Source organism: Subtercola boreus (assembly GCF_003399645.1).
GTDB lineage: Bacteria > Actinomycetota > Actinomycetes > Actinomycetales > Microbacteriaceae > Subtercola > Subtercola boreus_A.
This window is the reverse complement of the sequence record NZ_NBXD01000002.1, coordinates 13,705-28,477: the sequence shown is the minus strand read 5'-3', so window position 1 is coordinate 28,477 and position 14,773 is coordinate 13,705. Positions and strand designations below refer to the sequence as shown.

At 68.5% G+C, this 14,773-nt stretch carries 15 protein-coding genes; 6 read left to right on the top strand and 9 right to left on the bottom strand.

The genetic code is table 11. From position 1 onward, the window contains the following. Positions 1-24: 24 nt before the first annotated feature. The 4 genes from B7R24_RS00185 to B7R24_RS00170 form a co-directional block, all read right to left on the bottom strand. A complete protein-coding gene (locus B7R24_RS00185; RefSeq protein WP_216363578.1) occupies positions 25-804 on the bottom strand; it encodes a class II aldolase/adducin family protein in 780 nt (259 codons plus the stop codon). Positions 805-833: 29 nt separating this feature from the next. Continuing rightward, positions 834-1,415: an amino acid synthesis family protein gene (locus B7R24_RS00180; RefSeq protein ID WP_116416978.1), complete on the bottom strand. Its 582-nt coding sequence runs from the start codon at positions 1,413-1,415 to the stop codon at positions 834-836. Beyond that, the gene (locus B7R24_RS00175; protein WP_216363577.1) at positions 1,412-2,560 is read right to left on the bottom strand and encodes an FAD-dependent oxidoreductase; all 1,149 of its coding nucleotides are present in this window, start codon (positions 2,558-2,560) and stop codon (positions 1,412-1,414) included. Before B7R24_RS00175 ends, B7R24_RS00180 begins: the two co-directional genes overlap by 4 nt. 61 nt (positions 2,561-2,621) lie before the next feature. After that, on the bottom strand, positions 2,622-3,758 hold the full coding sequence (locus B7R24_RS00170) for a M20/M25/M40 family metallo-hydrolase (RefSeq protein WP_116416977.1): 1,137 nt from the start codon (positions 3,756-3,758) through the stop codon (positions 2,622-2,624). Positions 3,759-3,908: 150 nt separating this feature from the next. Here B7R24_RS00170 and B7R24_RS00165 point away from each other — a divergent pair, with 150 nt between their 5' ends. Together B7R24_RS00165 and B7R24_RS00160 are read left to right on the top strand one after the other, a co-directional pair. Beyond that, positions 3,909-5,459, top strand: a complete 1,551-nt coding sequence (locus B7R24_RS00165; protein WP_253259176.1) for an MFS transporter — start codon at positions 3,909-3,911, stop codon at positions 5,457-5,459. Continuing rightward, positions 5,456-5,896 carry a MarR family winged helix-turn-helix transcriptional regulator gene (locus B7R24_RS00160; protein WP_116416975.1) on the top strand — a complete coding sequence of 147 codons (441 nt, stop codon included), beginning with the start codon at positions 5,456-5,458 and terminating at the stop codon, positions 5,894-5,896. The genes B7R24_RS00165 and B7R24_RS00160 overlap by 4 nt, the downstream gene beginning before the upstream one ends. A gap of 36 nt (positions 5,897-5,932) precedes the next feature. Here B7R24_RS00160 and B7R24_RS18490 read toward each other — a convergent pair whose 3' ends face one another. Then, positions 5,933-6,040: a hypothetical protein gene (locus B7R24_RS18490; RefSeq protein ID WP_437184202.1), complete on the bottom strand. Its 108-nt coding sequence runs from the start codon at positions 6,038-6,040 to the stop codon at positions 5,933-5,935. A 305-nt stretch (positions 6,041-6,345) separates the two neighbouring features. Continuing rightward, entirely contained in the window at positions 6,346-6,594 is a 249-nt protein-coding gene (locus tag B7R24_RS17460) for a zinc-ribbon domain-containing protein (protein WP_172582640.1), read from the bottom strand. Positions 6,595-6,793: 199 nt separating this feature from the next. Here B7R24_RS17460 and B7R24_RS00145 point away from each other — a divergent pair, with 199 nt between their 5' ends. Genes B7R24_RS00145 through B7R24_RS00135 form a run of 3 tightly spaced genes read left to right on the top strand, consistent with a single transcriptional unit; the run spans position 6,794 to position 10,397 of the window. Beyond that, entirely contained in the window at positions 6,794-7,648 is an 855-nt protein-coding gene (locus B7R24_RS00145) for a PhzF family phenazine biosynthesis protein (RefSeq protein ID WP_116416973.1), read from the top strand. Positions 7,649-7,698: 50 nt separating this feature from the next. Continuing rightward, on the top strand, positions 7,699-8,880 hold the full coding sequence (locus B7R24_RS00140; RefSeq protein ID WP_116416972.1) for a hypothetical protein: 1,182 nt from the start codon (positions 7,699-7,701) through the stop codon (positions 8,878-8,880). 29 nt (positions 8,881-8,909) lie between these two features. Continuing rightward, the gene (locus B7R24_RS00135; RefSeq protein ID WP_116416971.1) at positions 8,910-10,397 is read left to right on the top strand and encodes a M18 family aminopeptidase; all 1,488 of its coding nucleotides are present in this window, start codon (positions 8,910-8,912) and stop codon (positions 10,395-10,397) included. A 51-nt stretch (positions 10,398-10,448) separates the two neighbouring features. Here the strand turns inward: B7R24_RS00135 and B7R24_RS00130 are convergent, their stop codons facing one another. Together B7R24_RS00130 and B7R24_RS00125 are read right to left on the bottom strand one after the other, a co-directional pair. Further along, entirely contained in the window at positions 10,449-10,649 is a 201-nt protein-coding gene (locus tag B7R24_RS00130; protein ID WP_116416970.1) for a hypothetical protein, read from the bottom strand. Positions 10,650-10,785: 136 nt separating this feature from the next. After that, positions 10,786-11,454 carry an SIMPL domain-containing protein gene (locus B7R24_RS00125; protein ID WP_116416969.1) on the bottom strand — a complete coding sequence of 223 codons (669 nt, stop codon included), beginning with the start codon at positions 11,452-11,454 and terminating at the stop codon, positions 10,786-10,788. Positions 11,455-11,520: 66 nt separating this feature from the next. Between B7R24_RS00125 and B7R24_RS00120 the strand changes: the two genes are divergently transcribed. Next, on the top strand, positions 11,521-12,783 hold the full coding sequence (locus B7R24_RS00120; protein ID WP_172582639.1) for a lactonase family protein: 1,263 nt from the start codon (positions 11,521-11,523) through the stop codon (positions 12,781-12,783). Positions 12,784-12,958: 175 nt separating this feature from the next. Here B7R24_RS00120 and phoA read toward each other — a convergent pair whose 3' ends face one another. Next, entirely contained in the window at positions 12,959-14,659 is a 1,701-nt protein-coding gene (phoA, locus tag B7R24_RS00115) for an alkaline phosphatase (protein WP_172582638.1), read from the bottom strand. Positions 14,660-14,773 lie beyond the last annotated feature (114 nt).

The following is a 14,773-nucleotide window of genomic DNA, read 5'->3' as shown; positions in this document are numbered from 1 at the left end:
GGGTGAAAACGGGTGGTGGCTGGCTCAGATGCCCGGGGGGAGCCCGATCGGCGAGATGCCGATGCCGAATGCCGCCTCGACACGCTCGAGGCGGCGATTGAAGTAGGTCCAGAAGTTGTGCTGGGCCTTCGCCGGGTAGATGCGGTCGAACTTCTCTTTGGTCTCCTCGGCGTCGGGCTCCAGGGGGGTGAAGCCGGATGCCTTCAGATCGACCTGGAAGCGGGCCGCCTTCTCGAGGAAGATGCCGGTGAGGGTCATTTCGGCCGCCGTGCTGCCGACGAAGGCCACCCCGTGATTGGCGAGCAGCAGCGCCTGGGCGTTTCCGAGGGTCTTCGCGGCCGCGATCCCGAGCGGGACGGTCGTGATGATGTGGCTCGTTTCGGTGAACCGGGGAACGCCCTCATATGCAAACCACACACCGTGGTTGTTGTATGGTTTCAGGCTCTCGTCAGAGGCGCCGAGCACGGTCGAGTAGTGAGGGTGCGAGTGCCCGACGAAGTTGACGTCGGGGCGCGCCTTCATGATCTCCGCGTGCAACGGCCACTCGAGGTGGCGCAGTCCGGTTCCCTCGAGCATGGTGCCGTCGAAGCCGATCAGAATGAAGTCGTCTCCTTCGACTTCGCTGAGCGCCAGGTTGCCACGCTTGAGCCAGAGGCCGCGACCGAACGGATCGCGGAACGAGACGTGTCCCATCGACATGTCGCCATGGCCCTCGAGCTCGAGAATGCGATGGGCCCGTGCAGCGTCGGCGAGAATGCTCGCGATGGACTGGTCTTCGTAGTACTGCGTGTGCGTGTAGGTCACTTCGGCTCCTCGTTATCCGTTCGGTTCGATCACGTGCCGGCGACGACGTCTGCGACCGTCATGCCGCCGACCCGGGCGTTGACCCGGCCACCGGTGGCCACGGCCGCGATGATGACGATCTCGTCGGGTCGCGGCGCATCCGGCAGTGTCAGTGTGATCGCGTCGTAGTGCGAACGCACGTACACCTCATCTTTGTACGCCAGAGGCACATCGATCGACGCCCCGGTGGTCGCGACCTTCGTCGCCGACGAGATCCAGGCCTCGCCCCCGCCGACCGCGGCGCGCAGCGCGTTGCCGAAGACGGTCGTGACGCAGGCCACGATGTGCTCCTGCTCGCCGTTCACGCCGACGAGCCCGCCCTTGCCGTAGCTCTCTGCGGGGCGACCGCCGAGCAGGGCCACCGCCCGGGCACCCAGTTCTCTGCCGAGGCTTTCGCTCGCGTCGGTCAGCGGTGACAGGTCTTCGACCCACCTGCCGGCGAACGGATTCGTGAAGACCACTGCGACGGCGGCCTTCACGAGGGGATGTTCGGGCGCCGGGCCCAGCTCGTGCACGGTCTCCTGCACGAAGGAGTGCCATGCGCGCACGCTGTAGAAGGGATCGATGCTCATGCTGCGTGTACCTCGTGTCGGTGGGGGTCGGTGGGATTGTAGAGGGCGGTCACGACGCTCTCACCGGTGAACTGGTTGCCTTTGGCCATCTCGCGGGTGTCGGCATACCACTGCGAGCGATCCTGGGCGATGTCGGTGTAGGGCCGCTCGAGCCGCTCCCACTCGGTGAGCGCGGCGGGCAGGTCGACGCCGGCGGCCAGGGCTTCTGTCGCTGCCACGGCGAGGGTCCAGGCGTTCTGCATCGACGTGCCGGCGCCCTGGGCGAGGGCCGGGCACATGGCATGGGCGGAATCGCCGATCAGCGCGACTTTCCCCTCGGTCCAGCGCTCGAGTCGGGTGGTCTGGTAGCCGTAGTAGCGCCCCTGGATCTTCGCGGCATCCTCGAGAACGGGTGCGAGCTGCGGAAAGATCGAGGTCCAGAGGGCGAGATCGATCGGCACCCGCGATCCGTCGGCATCTGCCGAGGGAGACATGAGGGCGAGGTAGAGCTCTTCGTCGTTTGCCGGGGTGTAGAGCACCCGGAGCACCCGCGGATCGAGGTTCCAGAAGTCGATCACGTTGTCCCACTCGGTCTCGGGCTCCAACGCGAGGAGTTCGGCCTTGCGGCGAGGCACCAGGAACCGGGAGATCCCATCGCCGGATCGCTGCCTGGTGAACGGAATCGAGAGAGAGTCCCGCACGGCCGAGGTCACCCCGTCGGCCCCGATGACCAGGTCGGCGGTGGCGGTCTCGCCGCTGGCGAGGGTGATCGTGCCATCGGGCGTGGCCTTCGTCACCGCAGAGCCGGCGATGACCTCGACGCCCGACTCCCGCGCCGCCGTCAGCAGGGTCTGGTGCAGGTGCGGGCGGGTCATGGTTCGCCACCGGATGCCGTCGAGCGTCTCCTGCGACTGGATGACGTTGTTCATGCGGGTCTCGTAGGCCGGCGGGGTCATCGAGCGCGACTCGAGATCCGGTTTGGCGCCGATCTTGTCGAGCACCTGCAGGCTGTTGTTCCACAGCACGATCCCCGCGCCCTCGGCCCGCAGCTCGTCGGCCTGCTCGTGCACCCGCACGCGCCATCCCATCTGGGCCAGGGCGGTGGCTGCGGTGAGACCTGCGAACCCTCCGCCCGCGATCTCGGCGACGTGTCGGCTGTCGGTCATGTGTGGTGTTCCTGTTCTGTTCTGGTGGTGGGGGGATGGTGCGGGTTGTCTGGGTGGTGCTTCACAGCTCCGTGGCGGCGCAGAGCCTGATGACGGAGAGGCCGATGACCTCGGCGGTCGCGACAGCAACGTCTCTGCCGGCCGGCCCCGCGAACTGCTCTGCGCCCTCCGCGGTGTGATAGCGCCAGCCGCCTTCCCGACCGACTCCGACGAGCGCCGCTCTGGCCACCTGGGTGACGTTGCCGAAGTCGGTCGCGAATCCGAGGGCCGGCGGGCTCGAGTCGAATTCGCGGCCGGCTGCACGGAAGGCGTCGCCGACCACGGCCGTGACGGCGGCGTCGGGTCGCACCCCGGCGATCGCTGCAGAACTCGTCCACGAGGCCGGGCCGAGCAGCTCGTGCAGCTCGGCCGCGCGTTCGTCGAGTTCGAGCTCGGTCTTCGCGAAGAGCAGAAAGCTGGCCTCGAACGTCATGCCGGCCGACTCTTCGACGTCTCCGTCGACGATGACCGTCTCGATGATGAGCATCGCCGGATCGAACGCCTCCGCGATCGTGGTCACGTTCGCCAGCGCCCGGAGCGGGGTCGAGATGACGTCTCGCCGCAGTGTTCGCTGCCCGATCACCCGCGCCGTCTCCCGGCGCATCCAGAGCGACGACGGCCAGACCGTGTCGATGAACTCCGGATGCGGGTAGAGGGCGAAGTCGATGCTGTCCCAGACGCCGTGGTCAGCCGTCAGCGCCTTGCCGCTTCCCTGCCGCCTCGTCATCGGCGAGTGGATCTCGTCGGCCGGGCAGCCGACGATGACGACTGTTCCCGAGAGTTCGTCGCCGATGCGGGCCAGTGCCAGGGCGGCTCCGATCACTCCACCGGCCTGCGGGCCGTGGCCGCAGGAGTGAACGGGTTCGACCGCTCCCTCGGAGTTGATCGACGCAGGGGCGTCGTAGACGGCGACGACCCCGACGGTTCTGCCGGTCGTGCCGAAGGCGAGCTCGGCGCGAAAGGCCATCGGCATGCCTGCGATCCCCGTCGTGACGGAATACCCGGCACCGCGGAGCTGCTCCACGAGGTACCCGGACGTCTCCGTCTCTTCGTGCGCGAGTTCAGGATGTTCGGTGACGAAATCGACGACCGCCTCGATCTGAGGGGTGACCAGGGCCACGGCATCCCGGTACGCCAGATCTGTCGAACTGCCTGCCATGTCACACTCCCGATGCTCGTATTTCTCACCATGTGGATAGGACTTTCATCATATGACACAGACTGAGCGAACATTTCGCGAGTCGCCGAGATGTAACACGGTATTAACACGGGGGTTGACAGACGATAGTTGTGTAAACACAATAGTTGTGTGCTTACAAATATGCGGTCGGCCAAGACGGCCCCGAAGAACCTCATTCTCGCGATCTGCTGCCTGAGCCTCTTCATCGTGTCGATGGACGTCACGATCGTGAACGTCGCGCTGCCGTCCATCCGTGTCGACCTCGGCGCATCCGTCTCTGACCTGCAGTGGATCGTCGACGGCTACACCCTCACGGTCGCCAGCTTCCTGCTGCTCTCGGGCTCGACCGCCGACCGTCTCGGCCGGCGCCGGGTGTTCCAGGTCGGCCTCGTCATCTTCAGCATCGGTTCGCTCCTGTGCAGCATCGCCCCGAGCATCGGCTTTCTCATCTTCGCGCGCGTCGTGCAGGCCCTCGGCGGTTCGATGCTCAACCCCGTCGCCATGTCGATCATCACCAACACCTTCACCGTTCCCAAGGAGCGGGCGCGCGCGGTGGGCGTCTGGGGGGCTGTCATGGGCGTGAGCATGGCGTTCGGCCCGCTCGTCGGGGGCGCCCTCACCGAGAGCATCGGCTGGCGTTCCGTGTTCTGGGTGAACATTCCGATCGGCATTGCCGCGATCATCCTGTGCGCCGTTTTCGTGCCGGAGTCGAAGGCATCGAAGGCCCGCAAGCTCGATCCGCTCGGCCAGCTCTTCGTCATCGTCGCGCTGGTCGCGCTCGTGTTCGGTCTGATCGAGGCGCCGCGGCAGGGCTGGGACAACCCGCTGATCATCGGCCTGTTCGCGATCGCGGTGCTGGCGGTCGTGCTGCTCATCCGGCACGAGGGGCGCACCCGCGAACCCTTCGTCGATCTGCGCTTCTTTCGCAGCGTGCCCTTCAGTTCGGCGACCATCACGGCGGTCTGCGGCTTTGCGGCGTACGGTGCCTTTCTCTTCGTCAATGCGCTCTACCTGCAGGATGTCCGGGGTCTGTCAGCACTCGAGACGGGTCTGTACATGCTGCCCCTCGCCGTAGCGACGCTGGTCTGTTCGCTCATTTCGGGACGACTCGTCGCGCGATTCGGTACCCGACCCTCCCTGGTGCTGGCCGGATCGCTGATCGCCGCCAGCGCCCTCGTGATGACGACCCTCACTGCGACGACCGAGAACGTGGTGCTGCTCGGCGCCTACGTTCTGTTCGGTCTGGGCTACGGGATGATCAACGCACCCATCACGACGACGGCTGTCTCTGGCATGCCCCGGTCACAGGCCGGCGTCGCGGCGGGGCTCGCCTCCACGAGCCGCCAGACGGGCAGCTCGATCGGGGTGGCGCTCGCCGGAACGGTGACGGCTGCGGGAGACGTGGGCGCCTCGGGGGCGGCGGGGGCCATCGGTGCGGAGTTCGCGCTCGCGACACATCCGCTCTGGTGGATCGTGGTGGGCTGCGGCGCCGTGATCGTGGGCCTCGGCATCCTCTCGACCACCTCGTGGGCCGACGGCACGACGGCGCGCATCGCGCACCTGTTCACCGGCGCGGACGCCGACGCCGACGCCGCCGCCGCCGCGGCATCCGCCGACTCCCGCGCCGCCGCGGCCGACGCCGACTCCCGCGAACCCTCCGAGACGGGCATCCGCTCGTGAGCAGCAGCAGCAGCAGCAGCGCCGACGAGGTCTGGTCCAGCCTCCTCACCCTCGCCACCCACAACCTGGAGGACTACCGCCGCCAGGTCTCCGAGGCGGTGGGCCTGCCCTTCAGCCGGGTACGCGTCATCCGACGCCTGGCCGCCCGCCCGCTCACCATGGGCGGGGTGGCCGATGCCTCAGGAATGGACGCGCCGGCCGCTTCGGTCGCCGTGAACGACCTCGAGCAGCGCGGGCTCGTGGTGCGTGCGACCGACCCGTCGAACCGGCGAGTGAAGATGGTCGAGCTCACGGCGGCCGGGCGTGAGCTGCATGCCCGTGTCGAAAATGTCGCTCCGAAGGCACCGCCGGAGTTCGCCGTGCTCGAGCCGTCCGACCTGGAGGCGCTGGCGGGCATCCTGGCCAGGGTGGGTGAACGCCCGATCAGTCTGAGCTGAGGGCGGGGTCGTCCTCAGCGGAGGGCGCCTTCTTCGTTACCACGGCCACCGGCCGGTGATCTCGAGCTCGGGCGAGTAACTCAGAAAGGTGCTGATCAGGATGATCGCCGCGGCCACCGTGACGCTGTCGAGGGTCGGCGTCACTGCCACTGTACGGATGATGTCCGCGGCAACCAGAAAATCCAGACCCAGCAGGATCGACCGATCGAGTTATTGGGGGTACACACTATGACCGGGCGTTGCCCGCGAAAGATCCTGACCAGAACGAGCTCGGTGGAGCTGGCTGCACCGCCGACGATGATGAGCACCCCGGCGCCGTCGATGAGTGTTCCGGCGAATTCGACGATGCTTTGTAAGTCCGTCTACTTGAGCCAGAAAGACCCGGACCATCCCGAAACCCCGAGCGAGCCCGTCGGCCGGCCAGGTGGAGGCCAGTATGACGTCGGCTGTCAGCGTTGCGCTTCGGCCCACTCCAGGCTGTGCCTGGCCTGGTCGGCGGTGAGCTCGGTCAGTCCGCCGCAGTTAGTGCACTGGTTGACGTACTTCGTCGAGAACGGGAACAGCGGTACAAAGAACAGGGTGAAGCGGTTGGAACGCTTGATCACGTTCTGGGGCGCCTGCTGGTGGCAGTAGCCGCAGACGAAGGTGACCATGTTGATGATGGCCTCGCTGATGCGGCTGCCGAAAATGAGAAGCATGGCCATTCCAATCCGGGTCGGGCGGTGTGGGCGCGGCTGCGCGGGTGAGGTTCCACAGTGCCCCATCGTCCGTGGCCGGCATAACGGGTTGTCGTGCACACTGGTTTGTGCAGTGGGTCGTCTTGGCGACGGGTATCGTCGGGTCGACACGCGCTGCGGCAGGGATGCCGGGCGCCCGTCTTCCATAAGGAGTTCTCTGATGCGCGAACGCCCGTTCAGCCAGGTCGATGTGTTCTCGGGCACGCCCTACCGCGGAAACCCCCTCGCCGTCGTGCTCGACGCCGTCGACATCGACGACGAGGCACTCGCCCGGTTCGCGAACTGGACCAATCTCTCCGAGACGACGTTCGTTCTCCCCGCCTCGCCCGAGGCTGCCGCCCAGGGAGCCGACTACCGCGTGCGCATCTTCACCCCGAGCCGCGAGCTGCCGTTCGCCGGACATCCGACCCTCGGCACGGCCCACGCCTGGCTCGAGGCGGGCAATGAGCCCCGCGACCCGTCGGCCGTGGTGCAGGAGTGCGGCGTGGGCCTCGTTCGCATCCGCCGCGAGGAAGACCGGCTCGCGTTCGCCGCCCCGCCCCTCGCGAGGAGCGGCCCGATCGCCGCAGACGATCTCGCCGAGATCGCCGCCTTCGTGGGCGTCGGGGTGTCTGACGTCGTCGATGCCAACTGGATCGACAACGGACCCGGATGGTCGGGGGTGCTGCTCGCGTCAGCCGACGCCGTGCTGGCGCTCGAACCCGATTTCTCACGTCTGGGCTCGAGCTCGGTCGGGGTCGTCGGCCCCTACCCGAACCCGGCCGCAGGATCGCCGCAGTTCGAGGTGCGGGGGTTCGCCGGCGGCGCGGGCGTGTGGGAGGACCCGGTGACAGGGAGTCTCAACGCGGGCCTTGCGCAGTGGATGATGGCGGCGGGCCACGCTCCCGACCACTACATCGCCGGCCAGGGTGCGCGACTCGGCCGCGACGGGCGGGTGCACCTCGACCGCATCGATGGGCAGGTCTGGGTGGGAGGCTCGAGCGTGACGTGCATCGGGGGAACGATCATCCTGTAGCGCCGCGCCCACGGCCACCCCGCCCGCCCCCGGCGTGGGAGGATGAAACGGTGACCGCCACCCAGCCCGAACGAACGCGCACCCGGCGGCGGCGCTGGCCGTTCATCCTGATAGCGGCCGTGCTCGTTCTCGCGATTGCGGCCGTCATCGTCGCCGCGGTCGCCATCAAGCGGGCGCCGACGGTGGGGGCGCTCGCCGATGCCCAGCCGGGACAGTGGTCGAGCATCCCGCTCCCGGCCCCCGCACGGAACGGCGATGGGTCGTCGTACTCTCTCTTCGTAAAGCCCGGCTCGGGCGCGAACCTCATCGTCGTCTTCGGCGACGGTGGCCTCAACTGGAACGAGCAGACCACCCGCGAACCCATCACGCCGCAGTCGAGTTTCTTCGGCACCGGCGGCAACTTCTACTCCGACAACGTTCCCTTCACGGCGCTCAGCAGCTTCGGCGGACTGCTGCGAACGGATGCCCCGGCCCCCTTCGGCGACTCGACGATCGTCTACATCCCCACCACGACGGGCGATCTCGGGGTGGGCGATGGCCAGGCGGTGACGATGACCTCCGAGGAGGGCGACACCGCCACGGCCGACTTCAACGGCTACAACAACAGCCGCGCCGCGCTCGACTGGGTGTACGAGAACGTGCCCGCGCCGGCCGGAGTACTCGTCGCGGGCGCCGGAACCGGCGGGCTCAACGCAGCGTTCTGGCTCGGTGACGTCGGCGGTCACTACAGCGACGTTCCGCTCATCGAATACTCCGACAGCTCCTTCATCACGGCCGCCGCCCTTCCGTACACGATCGGCGCGCTCTGGCAGTCGCAGTTCACGACGCGCTTCGGCTTCGCCCCCGGCACCGATCCGCTGCGGTCGGCCGTCGTGCACAACACCGCAGCTTTCGGCTCCCGGCTCACGACGCTCCTCTCGCTGTCGATGCTCGACCGCACGCTGGCGGGCTTCTCGGCCGGGCTCGACGATGGCTACTACACCCCCCAGGCCGGCGCCGACTGGAACTATGCGATGAAGTCCACGGTGCGGGCCCTGACCACCGACGGCGGCGGCGTCTACGTCTACCTCACCGAGGCGGGGGCCGACTCCCGCGGCGAGACGCGGCACGTGCTCTCGACAGTCGACTCCTTCCAGACCGACCGGCAAGACGGGGTCACGGTCGAAGAGTGGCTGGCCGCCGCAGTGGCCGGGCATCCGGAGTCGGTCGGGGCCCAGCTCGCCCGGCAGTGAGCCGCAGGCCGAGGTGGTTGACTGGGCGAATGGATGCTGCACTCGACTTCTCCGCCTACATCGACGACTTCGCCCGGTTCATCAGTGCTTCGCCCTCGTCGTACCACGCGGCCGCCGAGGTGGGGCGACAGCTGTCGGAGGCCGGGTTCACCCGCCTCGACGAAACGGAGTCGTGGGCGGCCGGGGCCGGCGGCGGCTCTGTCGCGGGCGAACCTGAGGCGTGGTCGGCCGGGGCGCATCCATCGACGGCAGGGCGGTTCTACGTGATCCGCGACGGCGCTGTGGTGGCGTGGATCGTGCCCGAGGGCGCCGGACCGACGAGCCCCTTCCGCATTCTGGGGGCGCACACCGACTCGCCCGGCTTCAAGCTCAAGCCGAAGCCCACCATCGGGTCGAACGGCTGGCTGCAGGCCGGGGTCGAGGTCTACGGCGGTCCGTTGCTGAACTCCTGGCTCGACCGCGAACTCGAGCTCGCGGGGCGGCTCGTGACCCGGGATGGCCGTGAACTCCTCGTGCGCACCGGGCCGTTCCTGCGCATCCCGCAGCTGGCGATCCACCTCGACCGAGACGTCAACACGGGCCTCACCCTCGACCGGCAGCGTCACACCACTCCGGTCTTCGGAGTGGGGCCGCTCGATTCGACCGATCTCGTCGACCACCTGGCCGGCCTTGCCGAGGAGGGGCTGTCGGGGGCGGATGTCGCGGGCTACGACATCCTGACCGCCGACACGACGCCTCCCGCGCGTTTCGGGCTCGACGGGCAGCTGTTCGCGGCCGGGCGGATGGACAACCTGACCTCTGTGTTCGCGGGACTTCGGGCGCTTCTGGAGGCGGCCGCCGCACCCGACCGCGGCGCGGCTGGGGCTGGCGCGGGTGCGGCTGGTGTCGGCGCGGCTGGGGTCGGCTCGGCGGGTGTCGGCGCGGCTGGGGCCGGTGCGGCGGGTGTCGGCGCGGCTGGGGTCGGCTCGGTGGCGGCGAGCCCGCACATCAGCGTGCTTGCCGCCTTCGATCATCAGGAGCTCGGGTCGGAGTCGCGTTCCGGTGCCAGCGGGCCGCTGCTCGACGACATCCTGACCCGTATCTCGGGCGGGCTGGGAGCCTCGACCGAGCAGCGCCTCCGTGCCTACGCCGGTTCGTGGTGCCTGTCGGCCGATGCGGGTCACTCCGTGCATCCGAACTACCCCGAGAAGCACGACCCGGCGAACCGCGTGATCGCGGGCGGTGGGCCGCTGCTGAAGATCAACGCGAACCAGCGTTACGCGACCGACGCCCAGGGCGCCGCTCTCTGGGCCGCAGCCTGCGAGCAGGCCGGTGTCGCGTACCAGGAGTTCGTCTCGAACAACGCCGTGCCGTGCGGCTCGACCATCGGCCCGCTCACCGCGACGCGCCTCGGCATCCGCACCGTCGATGTCGGTGTGCCCCTGCTCTCGATGCACTCCGCCCGCGAACTCTGCCACGTGAACGACCCCGTCGCCCTCGCGGCCACCATCACCGCTTTCTTCGCGCCGCGCCCCTGACCCCCTGACCCTCCGCTGTCGCGCTCGGCCCGTGGGTATTCAGGCGGTGGGTCAGGCGGAAGCGTAGAGCTCGCCGAGAGCGTGCTCGATGGTGTCTGAGGTGCCGACGAGTCGGTCGCTGTCGTCGTAGATGTCGAAGGCAGCACCGCTGCGGGTCACGACGCCCGCGGGCTCATCGGTGATGCGGTGCTTGATGCTCCAGCGGCCCTGGCCGGCGTGCACCAGGTAGAAGAACTCCGAGTAGGCGAGCATCACCGGTCCTTAGATTTGCTGAGGCAGCCTTCACCGGTCACCCGAGAGCACGGTATGCGATCCCGTTGAACAGCGCATGACGAAAGGATGACGCCCTGGTAGCACCGCGGGCCAAGCGCCCCCGCGGGCCGAACCCTCAGCTGGCCGCGAAGCGGGCGTGTACGCGGGAGGCGACCGTGATGTCCTCCGGTTTGAGGTCGAGGCCGCCGCTGCCGCCAGACGTTGCGGCGAGAGCCCGGCTCATGGGTGCCGCTCCGACCGACGGCTGAGGGCGTGACTCGTCGCCGAGCATGCCGGGGTCTGCGACCGCCAGGGGGCGAACGGATGACAGCCCGAGGCTCTGGGCGTAGGCCGTCGCGCGGGAGACGGCATCCTGAACCGCCCGGTTCTGGGCCTCTGCCGTGATGCGCGCCTTCGTGACCTCGGTGAGAGCCCAGCGGATGCCGGCCACCGTGACTCCCTCGACCGTCGCGATGGTCTCGGCCCACTCGGCGAGGGCGCCGAGGTCGGCGAACTTCACCTCGAGACTGACGCTCGCGTGGTGAACGAGGGGCAGTTGTTTGCCGTCGGAATTCCAGGGCCGTTCGCTCCAGGCACGCATCCGGTCGGCCGAGAACCAGGTGACCGAGCCGCTGGAGCTGAGCTGCTGTGCCTGCGTGACGAGCGTGCTGTGCGTGCCGGTGGTGCGGGTCACGACGGCACCGCGGTCGGGCCCCTCGAATCCGGCGCTCAGCGTGACGGTGCCGCGTTCGGCAGGGTGGTGGTAGTCGAAGTGACCTTCGACGGTGATGATCGTGTCGCCCATGCCAGCACCCTACCGGCATGCCGGCGCTCGCCGTCTGCGCGAGTGCGGTGGCACGATGGTGGGGTGATGAACGAACGGAACACTCTGCCCGCCGCTCCGCTGATCTGGGTGGGCTGCTACACCGCCGACTCGGGCCGCGAGGGGGTCGGGATCGGGTTGATGCGCCTGTTCGCGCCCGGCGGGGCGGCGGCCGATGCGCCGCAGTTCGAATGGGTGGGGACTGCGGTCGCCGCGCCGTCGCCCTCGTTCATGGCCGTGCATCCGACCCTCCCTGTTGTGTACGCGGTGGGGGAGGCGGCCCAGACGGTGGCCGCGTACCGCCGCACCGGCGCCCGCGCCGTCGGCGACAACGGCACCGTCGTCGACGGCGATCCGGCCACGGGAACGCGCGGCGAGAGCGGCACGCTCGAATCACTGGGTGACCCCTGGGAGGCGGGAGAGGCGGTGTGCCACGTTGCAGTCGATCCGGCGGGGCGCTTCATCACGGCAACCTGCTGGGGCGACGGCCGTGTGCTGCTCTACGGCCTCGACGACGCGGGACGGATCGTCTCCAGGTTCGTGGCGGCTCCGGCCGCAGACCCCCACACTGTTTGGGCGCTCACCACCGGGCCGGTCGAAGACCAGCCGCCCCGTCAGAGCCGTGCCCACGCCAGCCTGATGCTGGCCGACGGCCGGGTGATGACGACCGACCTCGGATTCGACCTCGTGCGGGTCTGGCGGGTCATTCCATTTCGCGCAAATGCACCCAAGAACTCCGAGGTTGGTGCTTTTGCGCAAAATCGAGACCACCCGTCGGGGCTGGAACTCGACCACGAGATCGTGCTCCCGTTCGGCTCCGGGCCCCGGCATCTCGTGCAGCATCCGAACGGCACGGTGCTCATCGTGACGGAGTACTCGGTCGAGGTCGTGGTGCTCGAGCCGCAGGCCGAGCCGGGCGCCCGGTCCGCGGGTGCACGCTTCGCGGTCTCATCGGTCGGCCCTGCGACCCAGCGCGGCGCGCGCCCGGGCGATGCGGGAGCCGAGATCACCCTCACCCCGGGCACCGGGCTCGTCCACGTGACCGTGCGTGGCTCGAACCTGGTCAGTACGCTTCGAATGGATGACCGGGGTACCGTGCATCCGATCGCCGACGTCTCAAGCGGAGGAGACTGGCCCCGCCACCACCTCGTTCTGCCCGCACCGTCCGGCTCGAACGTACTCCTGCTCGTCGCCCACGAGCGCTCGAACGACGTGACCGTGTTCGCTCTCGACCCCGACACGGGTCTCCTCGAGGCAATACCCTCCGCCCGGCTGCACGTCGAGGCCCCCACCGCCCTCGTTCCCGCCTGAGAAGAAACCCCGCCTGAGAAGAAACCCCGCCTGAGAAGAAACCCCGCCTGAGCAGAAACCGCGCCCGAGCAGAAGCCGCGCCCGGCAGCGCTGGACCGCACACCGCCCGGCAACGCGAAGAGGGCGGCCCCACCGGTGTTCCGGTGAAGCCGCCCTCGAGGCGTAACGGGTCGAGCTACTTGACGGTGATCTTCACCGGGAAGCTCTTGCCCGACTGCACACCCGTCAGGGTGAGCGTCACGTCGCCGGCCGTGTTCGGCGCGGTGAACGGCACGGTGACCTTGCCGTCGATCACGTCGAAGGTGCCGACGGTGGCGCCGATCGAGGAGGTCACGGTGACCTGGCGGTCGCCGTTGAAACGGGTTCCCGTGATCGTGATCTTCTCGCCCTTGGTGGGGCGGTAGTCGCTCGACGCGGCGCTCGCGCTGCGGCTCAGGCTGGGCAGGTCCTTGTTCACCTTGAGGGTGTCCGTGATGGTGAAGAAGGTGTCGGTCTGGTCGGTCAGACCGACAACGTTCGCAGCTCCGGGGCCGTAGGCCGCGACGCGCACCTGGGTGCCCGTGTGCTGCTGCGATCCACCGGCGGCGGCGGTTCCGTAGGAGATCTTCAGCGTGGTGCCGTCGACCGTCTTGAGCGCGGTGCTCAGCGAGGTCGGCGGCGTGCTGTCGACGATCTGGCTCGAGTGGGCGTGGTCGGCAGTCACGATGACGAGCGTGTTGCCGTCTTTCTTCGCGAAGGCCATTGCTGCCTGAACGGCTTCGTCGAAGTCGAGGGTCTCACCGATCTGGCCGCAGGCGTTCGCAGCGTGGTCCTGCTTGTCGATCGACGCGCCTTCGACCTGGAGGAAGAAGCCCTTGCCGTTCTTGTTGGTGTCGAGCAGCGAGATCGCCTTGTTCGTCAGGTTCGGCAGCGACAGGTCGTTGGTGAGCCGGTCGGGGTTCAGGGCGCAGGTGCTCGGTGCGGCATCCGCTCCACCGACGGTGGCGACCGTGGGGAGGAAGCGGGTGGGGAAGTTGCCGGGCGTGAACAGGCCGAGAACGGGCTTGCTCTGGTCGGCGGTCTTCACCGCGTTGAGGCCGGCAGCATCCTGAACGACCTGGTAGCCGCGAGCCGAAGCCTGCGAGAAGAGGGTCTGGCCCGAGTAGGCGCCGGCCTTGGCGGTCTGCGCGAACGTTGCCGCGCCTCCACCCAGGGTGACGTCTGCGCGGGTGTTGAGCAGCTGCTCGCTGATCGAGCCGAGTCCGCCGGCGGCGAGGGCGTCGCTGCCGCAGGTGGGGGAGTCGGGGCCGTAGCAGGAGCGGGCGCCGACGTGGGCGACCTGGACGGCGGGCGTGGCATCCTGGATCTCGGCGGTGCTGACGTCACCGGTGTTCATTCCGTTGGCCTTGGCGATCTCGGTGATCGTCTGCTGCGGCTTTCCGTCGATGTCGACGGAGATCGCGTTGTCGTAGGTCTTGGTGCCGGTCGACCAGGCGCTGCCGGTCGCGGCGGAGTCCGGCACGTAGTCGGGCTTGCCCTTGTTCTCGCCGTCTTTGTAGAGCGAGTAGGTCGTGTACTGGCCGGTGAGGGGCGGGGCATCGATTCCGGGGAGGCGGCCGGCGGCACCGTACGCGTAGTCACGCGCGATGGTGATCTCGGAGTCGCCCATGCCATCACCGATGAGCAGGATGACGTTCTTCGCGGAGGCGTTCTTGATCTCCGAGCGGATGGCGGTGGTCTGGTCGCCGTCGAGACGGGTTGCGCCCCCGTTGGCCGAGAGGGCGACGCCGGCACCGGCGAAGGCCGCGGCGGGGAGAAGGACTGTCGCTGCGACGGCTGCAGCGGCAATCGAGATGACGCGGCGCTTTCCGCGCGCCGGGGGTGGGGAAAGCTTCATGGTTCGAACTCCTGTCAGGGCACTCATGATGAGCGTTCTCACAGGATCACGTGTCAAAAAGACTGCTTAGCAAACACAAAGCAAGCAGCAGGGAAACTCCGCCAGCAACCGGCC

Bases quoted from the DNA above. Each gene is read 5' to 3' on its own strand.
- B7R24_RS00180 (WP_116416978.1), bottom strand. From the start codon at position 1,415: ATGAGCATCGATCCCTTCTACAGCGTGCGCGCATGGCACTCCTTCGTG.
- B7R24_RS00175 (WP_216363577.1), bottom strand. From the start codon at position 2,560: ATGACCGACAGCCGACACGTCGCCGAGATCGCGGGCGGAGGGTTCGCA.
- B7R24_RS00170 (WP_116416977.1), bottom strand. From the start codon at position 3,758: ATGGCAGGCAGTTCGACAGATCTGGCGTACCGGGATGCCGTGGCCCTG.
- B7R24_RS17460 (WP_172582640.1), bottom strand. From the start codon at position 6,594: ATGCTTCTCATTTTCGGCAGCCGCATCAGCGAGGCCATCATCAACATG.
- B7R24_RS00145 (WP_116416973.1), top strand. From the start codon at position 6,794: ATGCGCGAACGCCCGTTCAGCCAGGTCGATGTGTTCTCGGGCACGCCC.
- B7R24_RS00135 (WP_116416971.1), top strand. From the start codon at position 8,910: ATGGATGCTGCACTCGACTTCTCCGCCTACATCGACGACTTCGCCCGG.
- B7R24_RS00130 (WP_116416970.1), bottom strand. From the start codon at position 10,649: ATGCTCGCCTACTCGGAGTTCTTCTACCTGGTGCACGCCGGCCAGGGC.
- B7R24_RS00125 (WP_116416969.1), bottom strand. From the start codon at position 11,454: ATGGGCGACACGATCATCACCGTCGAAGGTCACTTCGACTACCACCAC.
- B7R24_RS00120 (WP_172582639.1), top strand. From the start codon at position 11,521: ATGAACGAACGGAACACTCTGCCCGCCGCTCCGCTGATCTGGGTGGGC.
- phoA (WP_172582638.1), bottom strand. From the start codon at position 14,659: ATGAAGCTTTCCCCACCCCCGGCGCGCGGAAAGCGCCGCGTCATCTCG.